At 62.6% G+C, this 18,869-nt stretch carries 14 protein-coding genes; 8 read left to right on the top strand and 6 right to left on the bottom strand.

From position 1 onward, the window contains the following. Nucleotides 1-30: 30 nt before the first annotated feature. A complete protein-coding gene (locus NKJ72_RS11415; protein ID WP_352477128.1) occupies nt 31-1,452 on the bottom strand; it encodes an MFS transporter in 1,422 nt (473 codons plus the stop codon). A gap of 293 nt (nt 1,453-1,745) precedes the next feature. Here NKJ72_RS11415 and guaB point away from each other — a divergent pair, with 293 nt between their 5' ends. Together guaB and NKJ72_RS11425 are read left to right on the top strand one after the other, a co-directional pair. Beyond that, on the top strand, nt 1,746-3,248 hold the full coding sequence (gene guaB, locus NKJ72_RS11420) for an IMP dehydrogenase (RefSeq protein ID WP_352458563.1): 1,503 nt from the start codon (nt 1,746-1,748) through the stop codon (nt 3,246-3,248). Between the two features lie 31 nt (nt 3,249-3,279). Next, nucleotides 3,280-3,819: a hypothetical protein gene (locus tag NKJ72_RS11425; protein WP_352477129.1), complete on the top strand. Its 540-nt coding sequence runs from the start codon at nt 3,280-3,282 to the stop codon at nt 3,817-3,819. 6 nt (nt 3,820-3,825) lie between these two features. Here the strand turns inward: NKJ72_RS11425 and rnd are convergent, their stop codons facing one another. Beyond that, nucleotides 3,826-4,977 (bottom strand): ribonuclease D, encoded by a 1,152-nt coding sequence (gene rnd, locus NKJ72_RS11430; protein ID WP_352477130.1) that lies wholly within the window; start codon nt 4,975-4,977, stop codon nt 3,826-3,828. A gap of 73 nt (nt 4,978-5,050) precedes the next feature. Beyond that, the gene (locus NKJ72_RS11435) at nt 5,051-6,298 is read right to left on the bottom strand and encodes an MFS transporter (RefSeq protein ID WP_352477131.1); all 1,248 of its coding nucleotides are present in this window, start codon (nt 6,296-6,298) and stop codon (nt 5,051-5,053) included. A gap of 257 nt (nt 6,299-6,555) precedes the next feature. Here NKJ72_RS11435 and NKJ72_RS11440 point away from each other — a divergent pair, with 257 nt between their 5' ends. From NKJ72_RS11440 to aspS, 4 genes are all read left to right on the top strand, one after another. Continuing rightward, nucleotides 6,556-7,824 carry an ABC transporter substrate-binding protein gene (locus tag NKJ72_RS11440; protein WP_352477132.1) on the top strand — a complete coding sequence of 423 codons (1,269 nt, stop codon included), beginning with the start codon at nt 6,556-6,558 and terminating at the stop codon, nt 7,822-7,824. A 68-nt stretch (nt 7,825-7,892) separates the two neighbouring features. After that, nucleotides 7,893-8,765, top strand: coding sequence for a carbohydrate ABC transporter permease (locus tag NKJ72_RS11445; RefSeq protein ID WP_254817726.1), 873 nt, complete (start codon nt 7,893-7,895; stop codon nt 8,763-8,765). A 19-nt stretch (nt 8,766-8,784) separates the two neighbouring features. Next, nucleotides 8,785-9,609: a carbohydrate ABC transporter permease gene (locus NKJ72_RS11450; protein WP_352477134.1), complete on the top strand. Its 825-nt coding sequence runs from the start codon at nt 8,785-8,787 to the stop codon at nt 9,607-9,609. Nucleotides 9,610-9,823: 214 nt separating this feature from the next. Further along, entirely contained in the window at nt 9,824-11,614 is a 1,791-nt protein-coding gene (gene aspS / locus NKJ72_RS11455; RefSeq protein ID WP_352477502.1) for an aspartate--tRNA ligase, read from the top strand. A gap of 76 nt (nt 11,615-11,690) precedes the next feature. Here aspS and NKJ72_RS11460 read toward each other — a convergent pair whose 3' ends face one another. Beyond that, nucleotides 11,691-12,884 carry an aq_1923 C-terminal domain gene (locus tag NKJ72_RS11460; protein WP_352477136.1) on the bottom strand — a complete coding sequence of 398 codons (1,194 nt, stop codon included), beginning with the start codon at nt 12,882-12,884 and terminating at the stop codon, nt 11,691-11,693. A 369-nt stretch (nt 12,885-13,253) separates the two neighbouring features. Here NKJ72_RS11460 and parC point away from each other — a divergent pair, with 369 nt between their 5' ends. Further along, nucleotides 13,254-15,506: a DNA topoisomerase IV subunit A gene (gene parC / locus NKJ72_RS11465; RefSeq protein ID WP_352477137.1), complete on the top strand. Its 2,253-nt coding sequence runs from the start codon at nt 13,254-13,256 to the stop codon at nt 15,504-15,506. Between the two features lie 251 nt (nt 15,507-15,757). Then, nucleotides 15,758-16,978, top strand: a complete 1,221-nt coding sequence (locus NKJ72_RS11470; RefSeq protein WP_254817528.1) for an AI-2E family transporter — start codon at nt 15,758-15,760, stop codon at nt 16,976-16,978. Here NKJ72_RS11470 and NKJ72_RS11475 read toward each other — a convergent pair. After that, the gene (locus NKJ72_RS11475) at nt 16,966-17,862 is read right to left on the bottom strand and encodes a DMT family transporter (protein ID WP_352477138.1); all 897 of its coding nucleotides are present in this window, start codon (nt 17,860-17,862) and stop codon (nt 16,966-16,968) included. The two genes, NKJ72_RS11470 and NKJ72_RS11475, sit on opposite strands and share 13 nt — an antisense overlap. Before the next feature lie 121 nt (nt 17,863-17,983). Beyond that, a complete protein-coding gene (locus tag NKJ72_RS11480) occupies nt 17,984-18,748 on the bottom strand; it encodes an arginyltransferase (RefSeq protein ID WP_023717252.1) in 765 nt (254 codons plus the stop codon). Nucleotides 18,749-18,869: the final 121 nt, after the last annotated feature.

Consider the following 18,869-nt stretch of genomic DNA (forward strand, 5'->3'; position numbering starts at 1 on the left):
CCCTCCGGCGTCCGTAAGCACGAGGAAAGGTCAACTCCCCGGCGGGCTCACCGGCTCCAGGGTCTTTGGCGGTGTCAGCCGGCCATGTCCAGACACGGCATTGCCGGCGTCCGGCGCCAGCCGCATGAACGACAGCGAGGCCGCCGCCGACACCGCCGCCACGATGAAGAAGGCGGTGTGAAAGTCGGCCAGCGTCAACGGGCCGCCATGGATCGTGGTCGACACTTCCAGGATGCCGCCGGCCAGCGCCACACCGAGCGCGATCGCCAACTGCTGGAACACCGCCGTGATCGGCGTCGCCTTGCTGGTGTCGGCGGCCGAAATCTCGGCGTAGGCAAGCGCGTTGATGCCGGTGAAGAACATCGAGCGGATGAAGCCCCCGGCGAGCAGCATGGCGAGTATCAGCCCATAGGGCGTGTCGGGTGTGAACAGGCCGTTGATGGCGATGGACGCGGCAGCGATGATCGAGCCTGAAATCAGCACACGGCGGAAGCCGGCGACCCTGAAGATCAAGGCGGTAACGAATTTCATGCCTATGGCGCCGATTGCCGAGACGAAGGTGATCATGCCGGACTGGAACGGCGTCAACCCGAAACCGATCTGGAACATCAGCGGCAAAAGAAAAGGTACGGCACCAATGCCGATGCGGAACAGTCCGCCGCCGAGCACCGACGAGCGGAACACCCGATTGCGAAACAGCTCGAGCGCCAGCAGCGGATTCTTGGCGCGCCGCGCGTGCAGCAGATAGAGTACCGCCGACGCCAGACCGACGGCTACGGTGACAAAGCCGGCAACGGGCGGCAGAGCCGGCAGGCTGACCACCGACAGGCCGAACACGATGCCCGATGCCGCCAGTCCGCTCAGCACGAAACCGGTGAAATCGAGCGGCGGCGTCTGCGCGGCGTCGGTCTTTGGCAGGAAACGCGTGGCCAGCCAGATCCCGATCAGCCCGATCGGCACGTTGATCAGAAAAATCCAGTGCCAGGAAAAATAGGTCGTGATGAAGCCGCCTACCGGCGGGCCGACCAGCGGGCCGACCAGAGCCGGGACGGTCAGCCACGACATGGCGGCAACGAGTTCGCTTTTCGGCGTCGCGCGTACCAGCACCAGGCGTCCGACCGGCGTCATCATGGCGCCGCCAATGCCTTGCAGGAAGCGTGAGACCACGAAAGCCGGCAGCGAATTGGGAATGGCGCACGCGACCGAACCGACGATGAACACGGCGATCGCGGCACGGAAGACATTCTTGGCGCCGAAGCGGTCGGCCATCCAGCCGCTGATCGGAATGAAGATCGCCAGCGATACCAGATAGGCGGTCAGCGCCAGCTTGAGCGCGATCGGGCTGCTGTGGATGTCGATGGCGATCGCCGGCAACGATGTCGCAATGACGGTCGAATCCATGTTTTCCATGAAGAGAGCGACCGCCAGGATAAGCGGAATGGTGCGGTTCACGATGGATCCGGCCTTGAAATGTGCGTCGCGATTGCTTGCCGGCCTTGGGGGCCAAACCGACAGGTAGGGCGGTTATCATGGCTTGGCCCGGATGTCGCATTAATTTGCTGTCACGTTTGTGCGACCGCAAGTCGTGCGGCACCTGCGGCAAATGCAGCTTTGCCACTACACAACCATCGGCTTTTCAACGGCGACGGGACGTGTTACGAGCCAGCGCCAATCCTGAAAGGGAAGAAGACGAGTCGGCGCTGTCCATCAGGGCGAGCGCCTTTCCTGCATTCCGAGGGCTGGCCATGGCAAAAATCATCGAGACGTCCACCGGCGCATTGGCGCTGACCTTTGACGACGTGCTGCTGCAGCCGGGTCATTCCGAGGTCATGCCCGGAGAGACCGACATCCGCACCCGCATCGCCGGCGACATCGACCTCAACGTGCCGATCCTGTCGGCCGCCATGGACACGGTTACCGAGGCGCGGCTCGCCATCGCCATGGCCCAGGCCGGCGGCATCGGTGTCATCCACCGCAATTTCTCGCCGGCCGAACAGGCCGAGCAGGTACGGCAGGTGAAGAAGTTCGAGTCCGGCATGGTGGTCAACCCGGTCACCATCGGTCCGGAGGCGACGCTAGCCGATGCGCTGGGCCTGATGCGCACCTACAGCATCTCGGGCATTCCGGTGGTCGAGAACGGCGGCACCGGCGGCCACACGGTCGGCCGGCTCGTCGGCATCCTGACCAACCGCGACGTCCGCTTCGCGTCCGATCCGGCGCAAAAGGTCTATGAGCTGATGACCCGCGAGAACCTGATCACGGTCAAGGAGAACGTCGATCAGGACGAGGCCAAGCGGCTGCTCCATCAGCACCGCATCGAGAAGCTGGTTGTGGTCGATCGGGACGGCAATTGCGTCGGGCTGATCACGGTCAAGGACATCGAGAAGTCGCAGCTCAACCCGCACGCCACCAAGGATGCGCAGGGACGCTTGCGCGCCGCCGCCGCCACCAGTGTCGGCGATGACGGTTTCGAGCGGGCCGAGCGCCTCATCGACGCCGGCGTCGACCTTCTGGTGATCGACACCGCGCACGGTCATTCGCAGCGCGTTCTGGATGCCGTGACGCGGGCCAAGAAGCTGTCCAACTCGGTTCGCATCCTGGCCGGCAACGTCGCCACCGCGGAAGGCACCTTGGCGCTGATCGATGCCGGCGCCGACGCGGTCAAGGTCGGCATCGGACCAGGCTCCATCTGCACCACCCGCATCGTCGCCGGCGTCGGCGTGCCGCAGCTCTCGGCAATCATGTCGGCAGTCGAGACGGCGCAGAAATCGGGCGTTTCGGTTATTGCCGATGGCGGCATCAAATATTCGGGCGATCTCGCCAAGGCGCTGGCCGCCGGGGCCAGCGCGGCGATGATTGGCTCGCTGCTGGCCGGCACCGACGAGAGCCCCGGCGAGGTCTATCTGCATCAGGGCCGCTCCTTCAAAGCCTATCGCGGCATGGGTTCGGTCGGCGCGATGGCGCGCGGCTCCGCCGATCGTTACTTCCAGGCCGAGGTGCGCGACACGCTGAAACTGGTCCCGGAAGGCATCGAAGGGCAGGTGCCGTACAAAGGACCTGTGTCTGGCGTGCTGCACCAGCTTGCAGGCGGCCTGAAAGCCGCTATGGGTTATGTCGGTGGCCGCGACCTTGCCGATTTCCGCGAGCGCGCCACTTTTGTGCGGATATCCAATGCCGGACTTCGTGAAAGCCACGCCCATGACGTCACGATTACCCGCGAAAGCCCGAATTATCCTGGCGGAGCCTGACCGTCATGCGTCTTGGCGCAATCTGGCGGCAATGATCCTGCGGCTGTCGCGCCACGCGGCCGCACTCTGTGTCGCCACAGTGGCGGTTTTCATCATCATGACGGCGATGGAGTTCCTCTATTTTCGCCGATTGAGCGGCGGTCAGCCGTCGCTCGACATGCGCTATGCCGGTTTCACTCCGGATGAGGGCATGGCCTGGCTAACGGCTCTCGGCCGGCGCGGCAGCGAGATTATCCTCGTCTGGCATTACCTGACCTTCGACCTGCTGTTTCCGGCGCTGCTGTCGCTGACGATGGTCAGCCTGATCCTGGCCACGGGCCGGCGGCTGAAGAATTTCCATGCACTGCCTGCGCAAACGCAGGCGACATTCGCAGCTGTGCTGGTGCTGCCCTACACGCTTGCCGACTATGCCCAGAACATCGCCGTGGCTCGTCTTTTGTCCGATTTTCTGTCGGCCAATCCGGATTCGCTATCCTTCGCCTCGGCGCTGATCGTCACCAAATTCGCCCTGCTGGGGATACCAGTGACCGTCATTGCGGCTTTTCATCTTGCCGGTCAGAGACAGCGCTGATCGAGACTATACCTCGAACACCGCGATCTTGCGCTTGTCGAACCTGATGGCGAGTTCGCCGCGCACCAGCTTGAGCGCGGCCTCGCCGAAAACGGCACGCCGCCAGCCTTGCAATGCCGGCACGTCGGCTTCCTCGCCCTCGGCAGCGATGCGGTCGATGTCGTCACTGGAGGCGAGTACCTTCGAGGCGACGCCTTCCCTTTCGGCAACGATCCGCAGCAGCACCTTCAGCAACTCCGCCGCGGCGCTCGACCCCTCCGGCGGCTGGAAGCTCTTCGGCAGCTTCGGCATCTCTTCCCTGGGCAGGGCAAGGGCAGCGTTGACTGCGCCAAGCAATGCCGTCGCCGTCGAAGAGCGTTCCCAGCCCTTCGGCGTGGTACGCAGCTTGCTCAGCGCCGCAGCGTCGCGCGGCGCCTGTTGCGCCACTTCGTAGATCGCATCGTCCTTGAGCACCCGGCCGCGTGGCACGTCGCGCTCGCGCGCTTCGCGTTCGCGCCAGGCCGCCACCGCCTGCACGATCGCCAGTTCCTGCGGCTTGCGCAGCCGCATTTTGAGCCGCTTCCAGGCATCCTCGGGATGCGGATCGTAGGTCTCGCGCGAGGTCAGCACGTCCATCTCCTCGTTCAGCCAGTGGGCGCGGTTTTCCCGCACCAGCTCGGCGCTGAGATGCTTGTAGACCTCGATCAGGTGGGTGACGTCGGCGAGCGCGTAGTCGAGCTGCTTTTCTGACAGCGGACGGTGGCGCCAGTCGGTGAAGCGCGAGGACTTGTCGAGCCGCGCGCCGGTGATGCGCTGCACCAGCTGGTCGTAGGAAACGCTGTCGCCGAAGCCGCAGACCATTGCCGCGACCTGGGTGTCGAACACCGGATGCGGCACAAGATCGCCGAGATGCACAATGATTTCGATGTCCTGCCGCGCCGCATGGAAGACTTTGACGATCGCCTCGTTGGCCATCAGCCTGAAGAACGGTTTCAGGTCGATGTCGGGCGACAGCGGATCAATCAGCGCCGTCACCCCGGGCGCTGCCATCTGGATCAGGCACAGGATCGGCCAGAAGGTCGTTTCGCGAATGAATTCGGTATCGACGGTGACGAATTCCGCCTTTTCGAAAGCGGCAATAACGGTCTCGAGTTCTTTCTGAGTGGTGATGACGTGCATCAAATCGCTTTTGGCAAGGGATAGGGTCTCTTTCAATTTCAGCCGCGCGCGCTTTCGTCAAGCGCAAGCACCTCTATCCAGGTTTTGCGGGTTCATCGGGATCGCCATTCCGCTTCGCCAACCGGGCAAAAACCGTCGAAGTGCGCAACAGCGCCGTAAAACGGCTGCGATGGGTGGCCGGCACGGCGGAGCGCGCCTGCATCCGGTAAAGGATGACGGCCACGAAGATCGCATAGACGGTGGCGCTGAACACGAACAGCGCGCTCGGCCCGAAAAATTGCATCACCGTCGAGGCTGCGAACGGCCCGCCGATGGCGCCGAACGAGTAAAACAGCATCAAGGCAGCGTTGATCAGCACGAACTCGCCCTTGTCGGCGCGGTCGTTGGAATGCGCCGCCGACAGCGAATAGAGCGGCATGGCGAAGCAGCCGAAGATGAAGACGAGCAGGAAGTTGAGGAACGGGCTGCCGCCTGCCACGAATGCCAGGGCCAGTGCCGCCACCATCGCACAGCACGTCGTCATCAGCAGCACCGAGCGCCGGTCCCAGCGGTCGGAGAGGTAGCCGAGCGGGTATTGGATGATGGCGCCGCCGAAAATGCCGACGCTGACGAAGGTGACGACGTCGGCGACCGACATGCCGATCTGCTCGGCATAGACCGGCGACAGGGTGCGGAAGGCGCTGTTGGTGACGCCGACGGCGATACAGCCGAAGCAGCCGAGCGGCGAGATCCGCCAGACGCGCGCCAAATCGAGCTTGACCTCTTCCGGCGGCGTCGGATTGGAGCGGTCGCCGAGCGAAACCGGCACCAGCGAAACGGTGATCATGATCGACATGATGGCGAAGATGGCAAAGCCGCCGGCGCCAAAGATCGGGATCAGGAACTGGGCGCCCGTCACCGAGCCGATGTCGACCATCCGGTAGATGGCAAGCACCCGCGCCCGGTCGGTGTTGGTGACGCCGGAATTCAGCCAGGCTTCCATGATGGTGAACAGGCCGGCGAAGCAGAACCCGCCGGCAAAGCGCACGGCGCACCACATCACCGGATCGATGACCAGCACCAGAAGCAGCGTCCCCGCCGAGGCGATCGCCGCCAGTGCCGAAAAGGCGCGCACATGGCCGACCGACTTCATGATGCGCGTCACGGCAAGGCAGCCGAGCAGGAAGCCGGCGAAATAGAACGTGCCCATCAGGCCGATCGAGGAAGCGGGAAAACCTTCCTGCGCACCACGCAGCGCAATCAAGGTGCTCTGCAGGCCGTTGCCGCCGAGCAGGATGCCGGCGGCGATCAGGAGCGGGATCAGCGGGCGGATGGAAGACATGAAGGAAAGCCTGTCGTTGATCCCTTCTTGAACCATCGCCTTCGCCAATACCAGCGACAATTCCCGGCGGCGTTGGGGCCAGCCGGGGGCTGCCGCGTGGCGCCGGACCCTCCGTGTTGGAACCAAGGCGTATCTTTGTAGTTCAGTGCTGGTGGGCGAATAAGCGTCTTGTGAGTTGCCGGTGTGCGGAGGCGGTGTCGGGCATCGACGTCCGTTTTTGTTGCCCGGCCTGAAGCTCCAAAGAGAGGTCCGCCGTCATGAAATTTCATCCCGCATTTGCGGCATTTGCCATGGCCGCAGTTCTGGCGGCCGGGCCGGCGCGGGCTGTCGACCTCGTCATGGTATCCGGCGATACCGGCAACGGCCAGAGAATCCTTCGCGAGATCCTCGATCAATACGAGAAGAAGACCGGCAATAAGGTTAGCGTCGTTCCGCTGCCTCCCTCGGCGACGGACCAGTTTGGCCAATACCGGCTCTGGCTTGCCGCCGGAAGCAGCAACGTCGACGTCTATCAAACGGACATCATCTGGGCCCCCCAGCTTGCAAGGCAGTTCATCGACCTGACCGAAGCGACCAAGGATGTCGTTGGCGCCCATTTCCCATCGATCATCAAATCGCAGACCGTGGACCGCAAGCTGGTCGCCTTGCCGATATTCACCGACGCTCCGGCGCTCTACTACCGCAAGGATCTCCTCGACAAATACGGCGCCAGGGTCCCGGCCAGCTGGGCCGAGCTTGCCGACACCGCCAAGCTTGTCATGGACAAGGAGCGCGACGCCGGCAGCAAGGACATGTGGGGCTTCGTTTTCCAGGGCAACGCCTATGAGGGGCTGACCTGCGATGCACTCGAATGGGTGAAGTCGAACGGCGGCGGCCAGATTATCGAGCCGGATGGCACGATCTCCATCAACAATCCGCAAGCAGTTGCGGCGCTGGAAATGGCGAGGAGCTGGGTGGGAACCATCTCGCCGCCCGGCGTTCTGGCCTATCAGGAAGAAGAGTCGCGCGGAGTCTGGCAGACAGGCAACGCCGTCTTCATGCGCAACTGGCCCTATGCCTACGCGCTTGGCAACAGCGAAAGCTCCCCCATCAAAGGCAAGTTCGAGGTGACAACGCTGCCGCCGGGGTCGGGCGAGGGCGCCCGCCCGGCAGCAACGCTTGGCGGCTGGAATCTCGCGGTTTCCAAATATTCGAAGAACCCGGATGCAGCGATCGGGCTGGTCAAATGGATCGCCTCGCCTCAGATGCAGAAGTACCGCGCCTTGAAGGGGGCATATCTGCCGACCATCCAGGCACTCTATGACGATGCCGACATCGCCAGCGCCCAGCCGGTGATTCCGCGCTGGAAGGAAGTCGTCCTCAACGCGGTGCCGCGTCCCTCGGCCCAAGCCAAGAGCAGGTACAATGAGGCATCGAGCGAGTTCTGGACCGCCGTCCACAACACCATTTCCGGCGAGGGCACGGCCGCCGACAACCTTGCCGATCTGGAGTTCTCCTTGACCAGGCTCAAAGGCACCGCCTGGTGACCCCGCCGCGCTCAGGCTCGCTGCTGGCGCGTCAGCGTGCGCGCTCGGCATGGCTGCTGCTTGCCCCGATGCTCATCGTGCTCGCCGCCGTTGCCGGCTGGCCGTTGATGCGCACGATCTATTTCGGCTTCACCGATGCCTCGCTCGCCGACCTCGAAGCCCGCCGCTGGGTTGGCTTCGCCAACTATTTCTCCGTCGTGCAAATGCCGAGCGGCCGCGTCATCTACGACGGGCTGCTCGCCGATCCGGTCTGGTGGCGCGCTGTCTGGAACACCGTGCGCTTCGCGGTGATTTCGGTGACCTGCGAGACGGTGCTCGGCATGATCGTCGCGCTGGTGCTCAACGCCAGGTTTCGCGGCCGCGGCATCGTGCGCGCCGCGATTCTAATCCCTTGGGCCATCCCGACGATCGTCTCGGCGAAAATGTGGCAGTGGATGCTCAACGACCAGTTCGGCATCATCAACGACGTCCTGCTCAAGCTCGGCCTGATCAGCACAAAAATCGCCTGGACCGCAAGCGCCGACACGGCGATGGTCGCCGTCCTCGTTGTCGATATCTGGAAAGCGACCCCGTTCATGGCGCTTCTCATTCTCGCCGGCCTCCAGATGCTTCCACAAGAAATCTACGAGGTCGCCAAGCTCGACGGCGTCGGCGCGTGGAGAGTTTTCTGGAAGATCACCTTGCCGCTCATCCGACCGGCGTTGATGGTGGCCATGATCTTTCGCGGTCTCGATGCCCTGCGCATCTTCGATCTGATCTACGTGCTTACGCCAAACAACATACACACCAAGTCGATGTCGGTGTTTGCCCGCGAGAGCCTGTTTGAGTTCGACAAATTCGCTTCCGGTTCCGCCGCCTCGACGTTGCTCTTCCTTATCCTCGCCCTACTGACCATGCTCGTCCTTTGGCTCGGCCGGATAAGACTGGACAAGGACTATTGATCATGGGGGAGCACTGACCATGTGGATCGTCAAGCGCACGGCTTTCTACCTCCTCGTCGCCGTTATCATCGTCGTCGCGGTGTTCCCGTTTTACTACGCCATCATCACCAGCCTGAAATCGGGGACGGCGCTCTTCCAGGTCGACTATTGGCCGACGACGATTACCTTCAGCAACTACCGGACCGTATTCACCGAGGGGACCTTCTTGCGCAATCTCGTGAACTCGCTGTTCATCTCGAGCGCGGTTGTCTTCATTTCGCTGTTCCTCGGCGTCACCGCCGCCTATGCACTGGCGCGCATCCGCTTCAGAGGCCGTTCGGCACTGCTCCTCATCATCCTGTCCGTCTCGATGTTTCCGCAATTGGCGGTGCTTGCCGGGCTTTTCGAGCTAATCCGCATCTTCGGCCTCTACAATTCGCCGTTCGCGCTGATCTTGTCCTACATGATCTTCACCTTGCCGTTCACCGTCTGGGTGCTCACCGCCTTCGTTCGCGACCTGCCGATCGAACTGGAGGAAGCGGCGATCCTCGATGGCGCCACGCCCTGGATCATCATCAGCCGCGTCTTCCTGCCGCTGATGTGGCCGGCGCTGGCGACCACCGGGCTTCTCGCCTTCATCGGTGCTTGGAACGAGTTCCTGTTCGCCCTGACGTTTACCTCCAGCAACGAGCAGCGAACCGTGCCGGTGGCGATAGCGCTGCTCTCCGGCAGCTCGCAGTTCGAGATCCCGTGGGGCAACATCATGGCCGCATCGGTGATCGTCACCGTGCCGCTTGTCGTCCTCGTTCTCATCTTCCAGCGCAAGATCGTCTCCGGCCTCACGGCGGGCGGGGTGAAGGGATGAGTGCATAGTTGAACTGCCGGCACAGAGCAGCGAACTCAGATTGACGCCTCTGGCATAAATTGATGCCGGTGGGATAGGCGCGGGAAGAACGCGAACTCGACCCAGCCGCCGCTTGCCTTGACAAATGCACCCTCTCATGTGCTTTTCGCGCAAATTTTCAGGCTGGGCCATCATGCCTTGGCCGCAACCCAACATCCGGACCTTAAGAATGACAATGCATCGTTACCGCAGCCATACCTGTGCCCAATTGAGGAAGGCCGACGTCGGCTCGACCGTTCGCCTGTCGGGTTGGGTACATCGCGTGCGCGACCATGGCGGCCTGCTGTTCATCGATTTGCGCGACCATTACGGTCTGACCCAGATCGTCGCCGATCCGGATTCGCCTGCCTTCAAGATCGCCGAGACCTTGCGTGGCGAATGGGTCGTCCGCGTCGACGGCGAGGTCAAGGCGCGCCTCGCCGACACCGTGAACCCCAATTTGCCGACCGGCGAGATCGAGATTTTCGCGCGCGAGATCGAAGTGCTGTCGGCGGCCAGGGAATTGCCGCTGCCGGTGTTCGGCGAGCCGGACTATCCGGAGGACATCCGCCTCAAATACCGCTTCCTCGACCTGCGCCGCGACACGCTGCACAAGAACATCGTGGCGCGGACGAAAATCATCGCCGAGATGCGCAAGCTGATGGGCGAGGTCGGCTTCACCGAATTCTCGACGCCAATCCTGACCGCCTCATCGCCGGAAGGCGCGCGCGACTTCCTTGTGCCGTCGCGTATCCACCCCGGCACTTTCTATGCGCTGCCGCAGGCACCGCAGCAGTACAAACAGCTGATCATGGTGTCCGGCTTCGACCGCTACTTCCAGATTGCGCCGTGCTTCCGTGACGAGGACCCGCGCGCCGACCGTCTGCCGGGTGAATTCTACCAGCTCGACGTGGAGATGAGCTTCGTCGAGCAGGAGGATGTGTTTACCACCATGGAGCCGGTGATGCGGGGGGTGTTCGAGACCTTTGCCGCCGGCAAGCCGGTGACGGACAAGTTTCCGCGCATCGCCTATGATGTCGCCATGCGCAAATACGGCACCGACAAGCCGGACCTGCGCAACCCGATCGAGATGCAGGCCGTCTCGGATCATTTTCGCGAATCCGGCTTCAAGGTATTCGCCAACATCCTTGCCAACGATCCGAAGGCCGAGGTCTGGGCCATTCCGGCCAAGACCGGCGGGTCTCGCGCCTTTTGCGACCGCATGAACTCATGGGCGCAGGGCGAGGGCCAGCCCGGCCTCGGCTACATCTTCTGGCGCAAGGAGGGCGAGAAGCTCGAAGGGGCCGGGCCGCTGGCCAAGAACATCGGCGAGGAGCGCACCGAGGCGATCCGCCTGCAACTCGGCCTTGCCGATGGCGATGCCGCCTTCTTCGTCGCCGGCGATCCGAAGAAGTTCGTCTCCTTCGCGGGTGCGGCGCGCAGCCGCGCCGGCGAGGAGCTCAATCTTGTCGACCGTGATCGCTTCGAACTGTGCTGGATCGTCGACTTCCCGTTCTTCGAATGGAACGAGGAGGAGAAGAAGATCGACTTCGCGCACAATCCGTTCTCGATGCCGCAAGGTGGCATCGATGCGCTTAACGGCGAGGATCTGCTCGGAATCAAGGCGTTCCAGTACGACATGGTCTGCAATGGTTTCGAGATCGCCTCAGGCGGCATCCGCAACCATCTGCCCGAAACCATGGTCAAGGCGTTCGAGACGGTCGGGCTGGACCGCGAGACGGTCGAGGAGCGCTTCGGTGGCCTCTACCGCGCCTTCCAGTATGGCGCGCCGCCGCATGGCGGCATGGCGGCCGGCATCGACCGCGTCGTCATGCTTCTCGTCGGCGCCAGGAACCTGCGTGAAGTGACCATGTTCCCGATGAACCAGCAGGCCTACGACCTGTTGATGAACGCGCCGTCGGAGGCCAGCCCGCAGCAGCTTCGCGAATTGTCGCTGCGCGTCGTGGCGACGAAGAAAGAGGTTTAGGAAACGCTCCGAACCGATGCTGTTGATTCATAAAAAAGCCCGGCATCGCTGCCGGGCTTTTTGCTTTGGATCTCGGTCAGTCTTCGTTTGCCGTAACCGTCACGCCGAGCGTTTTCGGCAGGTCGAGCGGGTTGGACATGGCGCCCGCCATGATCAGCGCGAACGGCACCGCCGCCGGCGGCTCGGCCGAGACCTCGATGCTTTGCGGATCGTCGAGGAATTTGTTGACCGCGGCCGAAACCTGCGCCGTCAGTTCCGGATTGTTGAGCTGCGCCATGCCGAAGGGCACGATCGCCTTGGCCTGGTTGGCAATGTCCTTGCCGGACATGCCTTGCTGCTTGCCGGCATAATCGAGCACCTTTTTGGTCAGCGAATCATCATCGAAGCGGATCGAGGCGCTGTTGAACGAAAGCTGCTGCAGCAGCCCGAGCATGGCCATGCCTTGCGCCGAATTGTCGGCGCCTTCGGGCTGCGCCGCCATCTTCTTCTGCATCTCCTGCAGTGATTTGATGACGTCCAGCGTGTAGCCGCCGAGATCGAAGGTCATGCCGAGCGTGCCGGCATTGTCGACCGATATTTCGTATTTCGACAAGTCCATCCTGCCGTCGGTAGGCTGCCAGGTGCCTTCCATCTCAAGATTGCCCGATATGTTCTGGTAGCCGAGCGCGTTGATGACTTCCTTGGACTTCGGATCTTCGACCAGTGTCAGGTCGGCAGTGAATTTTTCCGTGGTGCCGGAAAACGCCAAGGCCTTGCCGTCGGCCGGCGGCGTGATTGCGATGGCAAGCCCGTCCATCGAGAAAGCGGTCTTGTCGGCCACCTTGACGGTCATGTTGTCGAGCTCGGCCGATTTGTAAATCATCAGCGAGCCCAGCGGGCCGCTTGCGCCTTCGGCCGGAACCGTCATGTCGTGGATGACGAAGGGGCTGAGATTGAGCGTGACGCCATCCTCGCTATGTTCGAACGGCGACGTCGACACGGTCGCGATTTGATAGCCACCATTGGCTTCGGTCACCCCTTCGAGCTTGACGTCGCCGATCTTGAGCGCCTCCTTTTCGGCCGCCGGTTTGACCGCCACGCCTTGCAGAACCATGCTGGAGGTGTCGCCGGTTACTCCGGTCCAGGAGAGGTCGACACCCTGGGCGGCGAGGGCAGCCTTCAGCCGGTCGGCGACCGCGGTATCCTGCGCGAATGCCGCATTCAGCGGCAGCGTCAGCAAAAAGGTCGAAAAAGCCAGTCTTTTAATAAGTGTCGAGTGCCTGATCGTCATCGAGAGCTCCCCTGAGAGTGTCCTGAAATTCTTTTCAAATCGTCGCGTCGTCACCATTCGGCGACGAACTGGACCGGAAAAAGGCGGGCCTCGGCACAATGATCGAAAATCGCGGCTAAAGGCAAACCCGATCCATCAGGCTTGCGATAGAAGCAGGATGTAACGGGTTGATGTTGGCCGGCGTCGCGACGCTCCCAATTCCCGTTGCATAATGGATGTCGCGCAAAGTGTGCAGCGGTATTGCGATGACGACATGCATCAAAACAAGGACCTAAAGCGTCGCATGAGGCCGGTCGAACGCGACGTGGTTTAGGAGGAGGCATACCGGTGCCTCTTGCCGCGAATCACCCGCTCGGCTAGTGCCACCCCATGGGAAAAAGGCTTTTGCCGCCCGAGAGTGGCGGCGGCGACAATATCGAGCCGGTCGATCTGAAGAAGGCGCTGGAAGAGCGCTATCTCGCCTACGCGCTGTCGACCATCATGCACCGGGCGCTGCCGGACGTGCGCGACGGATTGAAGCCGGTGCATCGTCGCATCATGCATGCCATGCGCTTGTTGCGGCTCAACCCCGACCAGGGTTTTGCCAAATGCGCCCGCATCGTCGGCGAGGTGATGGGCAAATTCCATCCGCATGGCGACCAGTCGATCTACGACGCGTTGGTGCGGTTGGCGCAGGATTTTTCGATGCGCTACCCGCTGGTCGACGGGCAGGGTAATTTTGGCAATATCGACGGCGATAACGCCGCCGCCATGCGCTACACCGAAGCGCGCATGACCGAAGTGTCGACGCTGCTTTTGGAAGGCATCACCGAGGACGCGGTCGATTTCCGCCCGACCTACAACGAGGAAGACGAGGAGCCGGCGGTGCTGCCCGGCGCCTTCCCGAACCTGCTCGCCAACGGCTCGTCCGGCATTGCCGTTGGCATGGCGACCTCGATCCCGCCACACAATGCGGCCGAGCTTTGCGACGCCGCGCTTCACCTGATCGATCATCCGGATGCGCCCGTCACCAAGCTGATGGACTTCGTCCAGGGGCCGGATTTCCCGACCGGCGGCATCATCGTCGACAGCCGAGCCTCGATCCTCGAAGCCTACGAAACGGGTCGCGGCGGCTTTCGCGTCAGGGCGAAATGGAGCCAGGAGGATCAGGGCAGGGGCACCTGGAACATTGTCGTCACCGAAATCCCCTATGGCGTCCAGAAGGCTAGGCTGATCGAGAAGATCGCCGAGCTCTTGATGGCACGCAAGCTGCCGCCGCTCGAGGATATCCGCGACGAGAGCGCCGAGGACATCCGCGTCGTGCTGGTACCGAAGAGCCGCTCGGTCGATCCCGGCATCATGATGGAATCGCTGTTCAAGCTGACCGAGTTCGAAAGCCGCTTTCCGCTCAATATGAACGTGTTGTCGCGCGGCAAGGTGCCGAACGTGCTGTCGCTGAAAGGTGTGCTCAAGGAATGGCTGGAGCACCGCCGCGACGTCTTGATCCGCCGCTCCAAGCACCGCCTCGGCGAGATCGAGCGGCGGCTGGAGATCCTCGCCGGCTATTTGATTGCCTACCTCAACATCGACGAGGTGATCAGGATCATCCGCGAGGAGGACGAGCCCAAGCAGGTGATGATGGCTCGCTGGTCACTCACCGACACCCAGGCTGAAGCCATCCTCAACATGCGGCTGAGGGCGCTGCGCAAGCTCGAGGAATTCGAAATCCGCGAGGAATTCAATGGCCTGACCGGCGAGAAGAAGCAGATCGAGGCACTGCTTGCGTCCGACGCCAAGCAGTGGGCGACGATCAAGTGGGAAGTCGCCAATGTTCGCCAGAAATACGGGCCCGAGACCGACATCGGCAAGCGCCGCACCGAGTTCGCCGACGCACCCGAGCATGACCTGACCGATATCGCCCACGCCATGATCGAGCGCGAGCCGGTCACTGTGGTCGTTTCGGAAAAGGGCTGGCTGAGGGCCATGAAAGGTCATCTGACCGACCATTCGGCCCTGACCTTCAAGGAAGGCGACAGCCTCAAGCTCGCCTTCCACGCCCAGACCACCGACAAGGTGCTGGTCTTCACCACCGGCGGCAAGTTCTACACGATCGGCGCCGACCGGCTGCCCGGCGGGCGCGGCCATGGTGAGCCGATCCGCATCATCGTCGACATGGACAACGACCAGGATATCGTCACCGCCTTCGTCCATGATCCCAAGCGCAAGCTGCTGCTGGTGTCGCATGACGGCAACGGTTTCATCGTGCCGGAAGAAGAAGTCGTCGCCAACACCCGCAAGGGCAAGCAGGTGATGAACGTCAAGGCGCCAGACGAAGCCCAGCGCTGCGTGAGCGTCGCGGGCGACCATCTCGCCATTGTCGGCGAGAACCGCAAGATGCTGGTGTTCCCGCTGGCCGAGATCCCGGAGATGGGGCGCGGCAAGGGCGTGCGCCTGCAGAAATACAAGGATGGCGGCGTCCTCGACCTCAAGACCTTCACGCTCGCAAGCGGCCTGTCCTGGCAGGATTCGGCAGACCGCACCTTCATCAAATCGCGTGACGAGCTTGCCGAATGGGTCGGCGCCCGCGCCTCGGCCGGCCGCATGGTGCCGAAGGGGTTCCCGCGCACGGGGAAATTTGGGTAGGCGCGCTTCTTCCTTCTCCCCTTGTGGGAGAAGATGGCCTCGCGAAGCGAGGTCGGATGAGGGGTGTTCCAGAAAACACCGACGCCTCACTTCGCTGGAACACCCCTCAACCGTCTCGGCGCTGCGCGCCAATCCACCTTCTCCCACAGGGGGAGAAGGAAGAGGCGCCACCCAAACATTTGGAATGTCGTCACGATTGCTGCACTATATCAGTGCATAAGCGACGCTATGGGCCAGGGAGAATTGGGCGCTTGAAGGAAGTCAGGATCCAGAAGCCGGAGCGGCAGCAGCGCCTGTTTGGCCTGTCGACGCCGCTCAGGGCCGCTGTCATTCCGCCGCTGTCGGCGGCGCGCTGGCTCCTGGTGCTGATCGTTGCCGCTGGCGTTTACTTCTTCCACGGCTTCCTGTTTCCGGTCCTTGCCGCCCTGGTGATCGCCTTCGCCAGCTGGCCGCTCTATCGACGGCTGCTCGCCGGCGTCGGCGGCAACCGCACCATCGCGGCGACGCTTGCGATCTTGTTCATCCTGACCTTCCTGGTGGTGCCGATCGCGCTTGCCGGCACCTACGCCATCAATGAGGTGCGCGAATGGGTCAACTGGTCGATCGAGACCAACCGCTACGGTGCGCCGACGCCGCACTGGATCGCCACCATGCCCGTGGTGGGCGAATGGCTCAATGAACAATGGACGGTCAACGTTGGCCACCCTGGCGGTATCGGCGAACTGATCCAGCTGATCAGCGGCGCCAATATCGGCAGCATCTACCGCGGCGTGCTTGCCGCGGGCGGCAGCGCCTTCGGCCTTTTGCTGACGCTGCTGTTCATGATGATCGCGCTGTTCTTCGCCTATCGCGACGGCGAGCATTTCGCCGGACAGGTCGATCGCCTCGGCGAACGCATCCTGCCGGCCAGATGGGAACGGATCTCACGCGTGGTGCCGGCGACGATCTCCTCGACGGTGACCGGCATGACTGTTATCGCCATCGGCGAAGGGCTGGTGCTGGGCATCGCTTACTGGTTGGCCGGCGTGCCGTCGCCGGTGACGCTCGGCGCGCTGACCGGCATCATGGCGCTGATCCCCGGCGGCGCGCCCCTGTCCTTCACGCTGGTCTCGATCTATCTCGCTGCCAGCGGCTCGCCGATGGCGGGGCTGGCGCTGTTCATCTGGGGCGCGGTCGAACTCTTCATCGTCGACAAGACATTGCGCCCGAAGCTGGTCGGCGGGCCGATAAAGCTGCCGTTCCTGCCAACCTTTTTCGGCCTGATCGGCGGCGTCAAGACGATGGGTTTTCTCGGCCTGTTCATAGGCCCGGTGCTGATGGCCCTGCTGGTCGCAATCTGGCGCGAATGGCTGCGCGAAGTGGAACTGACCGATGAACTCGCTGCCGCCGAACCGGCGGAGCACGATGACGCGCCGCCGCAGATCGAAATTGTCGCCGAGCGCGCCGCCGCGAAAAAGAATCAGGCCGGGTGACTGACGGCGAACGTGGCGCGGCGTTTGCGCCCCTCGTGCAACTGCCAGAGCGAATGGCCGATCAAAGTCATGATTAGGATCGCGCCGCCGATCAGGCTGTTGCGCGACGGCGCTTCGGCGAAGATCATCCACACCCAGACCGGTGCCAGCACGGTTTCAAGCAGGTAGAACATCGCCACCTCCGGCCCGGAGATGTATTTCGGGCCGTTGGCGAGGCAGAAGAACGAGATCGGCATGATGACGGCACCGTTGAAAACGATCCACCATGGCGCGTTGACGTGAAAACCCACCTTGGAAACCATCAGGGCGGCGACGGCCAGCGGCAGGACCACTCCGATCAGCGCCGTGAAACCCATATCCTTGCCGCTTGCGCGCGAGATAGTAATGGCCGCTGCGATCATGAAAGCCGAGCATAGCGCCATCAGGTCGCCGAAGAGATGTCCGGTTCCAACGGAATCGCCGACAATGATCGTCACGCCGACGATCATCAGTGCCAGCGCTGCAAGCGTCAGGGGCCGTGGCCTCTCCTTCAGGAACAGCCATGACAAAAGGGCCGCGAACATGGTTGTGAAGGCCAGGATGAAAACGAGGTTGGCGGTCGAGGTGTTGTAGACGCCGGTGATGAAGGCGATCGAGCCGAGCCCGTAGAGGGCGGCAACGATGAGCCCTGACCAGCCCGGGATAAGCTGCGGCGGCTTTGCGCTCAGCGAGCGCCAGACGGCCCAGATGATGAGCGTGGCGACCAAGGTCGTACCGGTGCGCAACAGCAGGATCGTCCATGCCTCGCCATCGGCGAGCCGGATCAGCGGAATGTCGACCGTCAGCGTCAGCCCGCCGATGGCGGTGATCAGAAGGCCTCTCTGGTGGTCGTTGTGGGAAGACATGCGGCAATTCTCGCGTAGGCTTGGAGGCGCAAAATTGACCCGGCCGGTTTTCCAGCCGATCGGCCGGAAGCCCAGCGGCATCCTCCTCGAAACAATTAAGAGTGAATACCGAAAGCGAAGATCAGCGCGAAACCGCTTCGTGATTGTAGCGTTCCCAACCTTTCGGGCCGAGATGCTCCTGCGGCTGGAAGCGCATCTTATAATTCATCTTGCGCGAGCCGTTGACCCAGTAACCCAGGTAGACATGGGGCAGGCCCATCGCCCTGGCGCGGGCGATGTGGTCGAGGATCATGAAGGTGCCGAGCGAGCGGTCCTCGAAGTCCGGGTTGAAGTAGGAATAGACCATCGACAGGCCATCGGCCATCTTGTCGGTGAGCGCTACGGCGATCAGCTCGCCCTGGCCCTTGCCGGTGATGAAGCTGTCGGGTCCGCGGCGACGGTATTCGATGACCTTGGTGTCGACATGGGTATCCTCGACCATCATGGCGTAGTCGAGCACGGTCATGTCGGACATGCCGCCACGGCGGTGGCGGGCGTCGAGATAGCTGCGGAACAGCGAATATTGCTCGGTGGAGGGCTCGGCGTCGTGCATGGCGCCGACCAGATCCGAATTATGCTGTATGACGCGTTTCATGTTTCGGCTGGCGGTGAATTCCTGCGCCAGGATGCGCACCGACACACAGGCGCGGCAGGTCTCGCAAGCCGGCCTGTAAGCGATGTTCTGCGACCGCCTGAATCCACCCTGCGTCAACAGATCGTTCATCTCCGGGGCCTTGTCGCCGACCAGGTGTGTGAACACCTTGCGCTCGAACTGGCCCTCGAGATAGGGACATGGCGAGGGCGCGGTCAGAAAGAACTGCGGCGACTGGGTCGGGTGCTGCGTCATCGAGCCTTGGAAACACTCCTGCGAATCGCTCTACCTTTGGCGCGGACGCCGAAAAATTCAACAGGATTGTGAAAGCCTGGTTGATTGGACGTCTTCACATTTGTGCGCAAAGGCTGCGCCC

The organism is Mesorhizobium sp. M0045 (assembly GCF_040323385.1).
Taxonomy (GTDB): domain Bacteria; phylum Pseudomonadota; class Alphaproteobacteria; order Rhizobiales; family Rhizobiaceae; genus Mesorhizobium.

Coding starts and splice junctions, on each gene's coding strand:
- NKJ72_RS11440 (WP_352477132.1), top strand. CDS start 6,556: ATGAAATTTCATCCCGCATTTGCGGCATTTGCCATGGCCGCAGTTCTG.
- NKJ72_RS11445 (WP_254817726.1), top strand. CDS start 7,893: ATGCTCATCGTGCTCGCCGCCGTTGCCGGCTGGCCGTTGATGCGCACG.
- NKJ72_RS11475 (WP_352477138.1), bottom strand. CDS start 17,862: ATGTCTTCCCACAACGACCACCAGAGAGGCCTTCTGATCACCGCCATC.
- NKJ72_RS11435 (WP_352477131.1), bottom strand. CDS start 6,298: ATGTCTTCCATCCGCCCGCTGATCCCGCTCCTGATCGCCGCCGGCATC.
- aspS (WP_352477502.1), top strand. CDS start 9,824: ATGCATCGTTACCGCAGCCATACCTGTGCCCAATTGAGGAAGGCCGAC.
- NKJ72_RS11480 (WP_023717252.1), bottom strand. CDS start 18,748: ATGACGCAGCACCCGACCCAGTCGCCGCAGTTCTTTCTGACCGCGCCC.
- parC (WP_352477137.1), top strand. CDS start 13,254: ATGGGAAAAAGGCTTTTGCCGCCCGAGAGTGGCGGCGGCGACAATATC.
- NKJ72_RS11450 (WP_352477134.1), top strand. CDS start 8,785: ATGTGGATCGTCAAGCGCACGGCTTTCTACCTCCTCGTCGCCGTTATC.
- NKJ72_RS11460 (WP_352477136.1), bottom strand. CDS start 12,884: ATGACGATCAGGCACTCGACACTTATTAAAAGACTGGCTTTTTCGACC.
- rnd (WP_352477130.1), bottom strand. CDS start 4,977: ATGCACGTCATCACCACTCAGAAAGAACTCGAGACCGTTATTGCCGCT.
- NKJ72_RS11425 (WP_352477129.1), top strand. CDS start 3,280: ATGATCCTGCGGCTGTCGCGCCACGCGGCCGCACTCTGTGTCGCCACA.
- guaB (WP_352458563.1), top strand. CDS start 1,746: ATGGCAAAAATCATCGAGACGTCCACCGGCGCATTGGCGCTGACCTTT.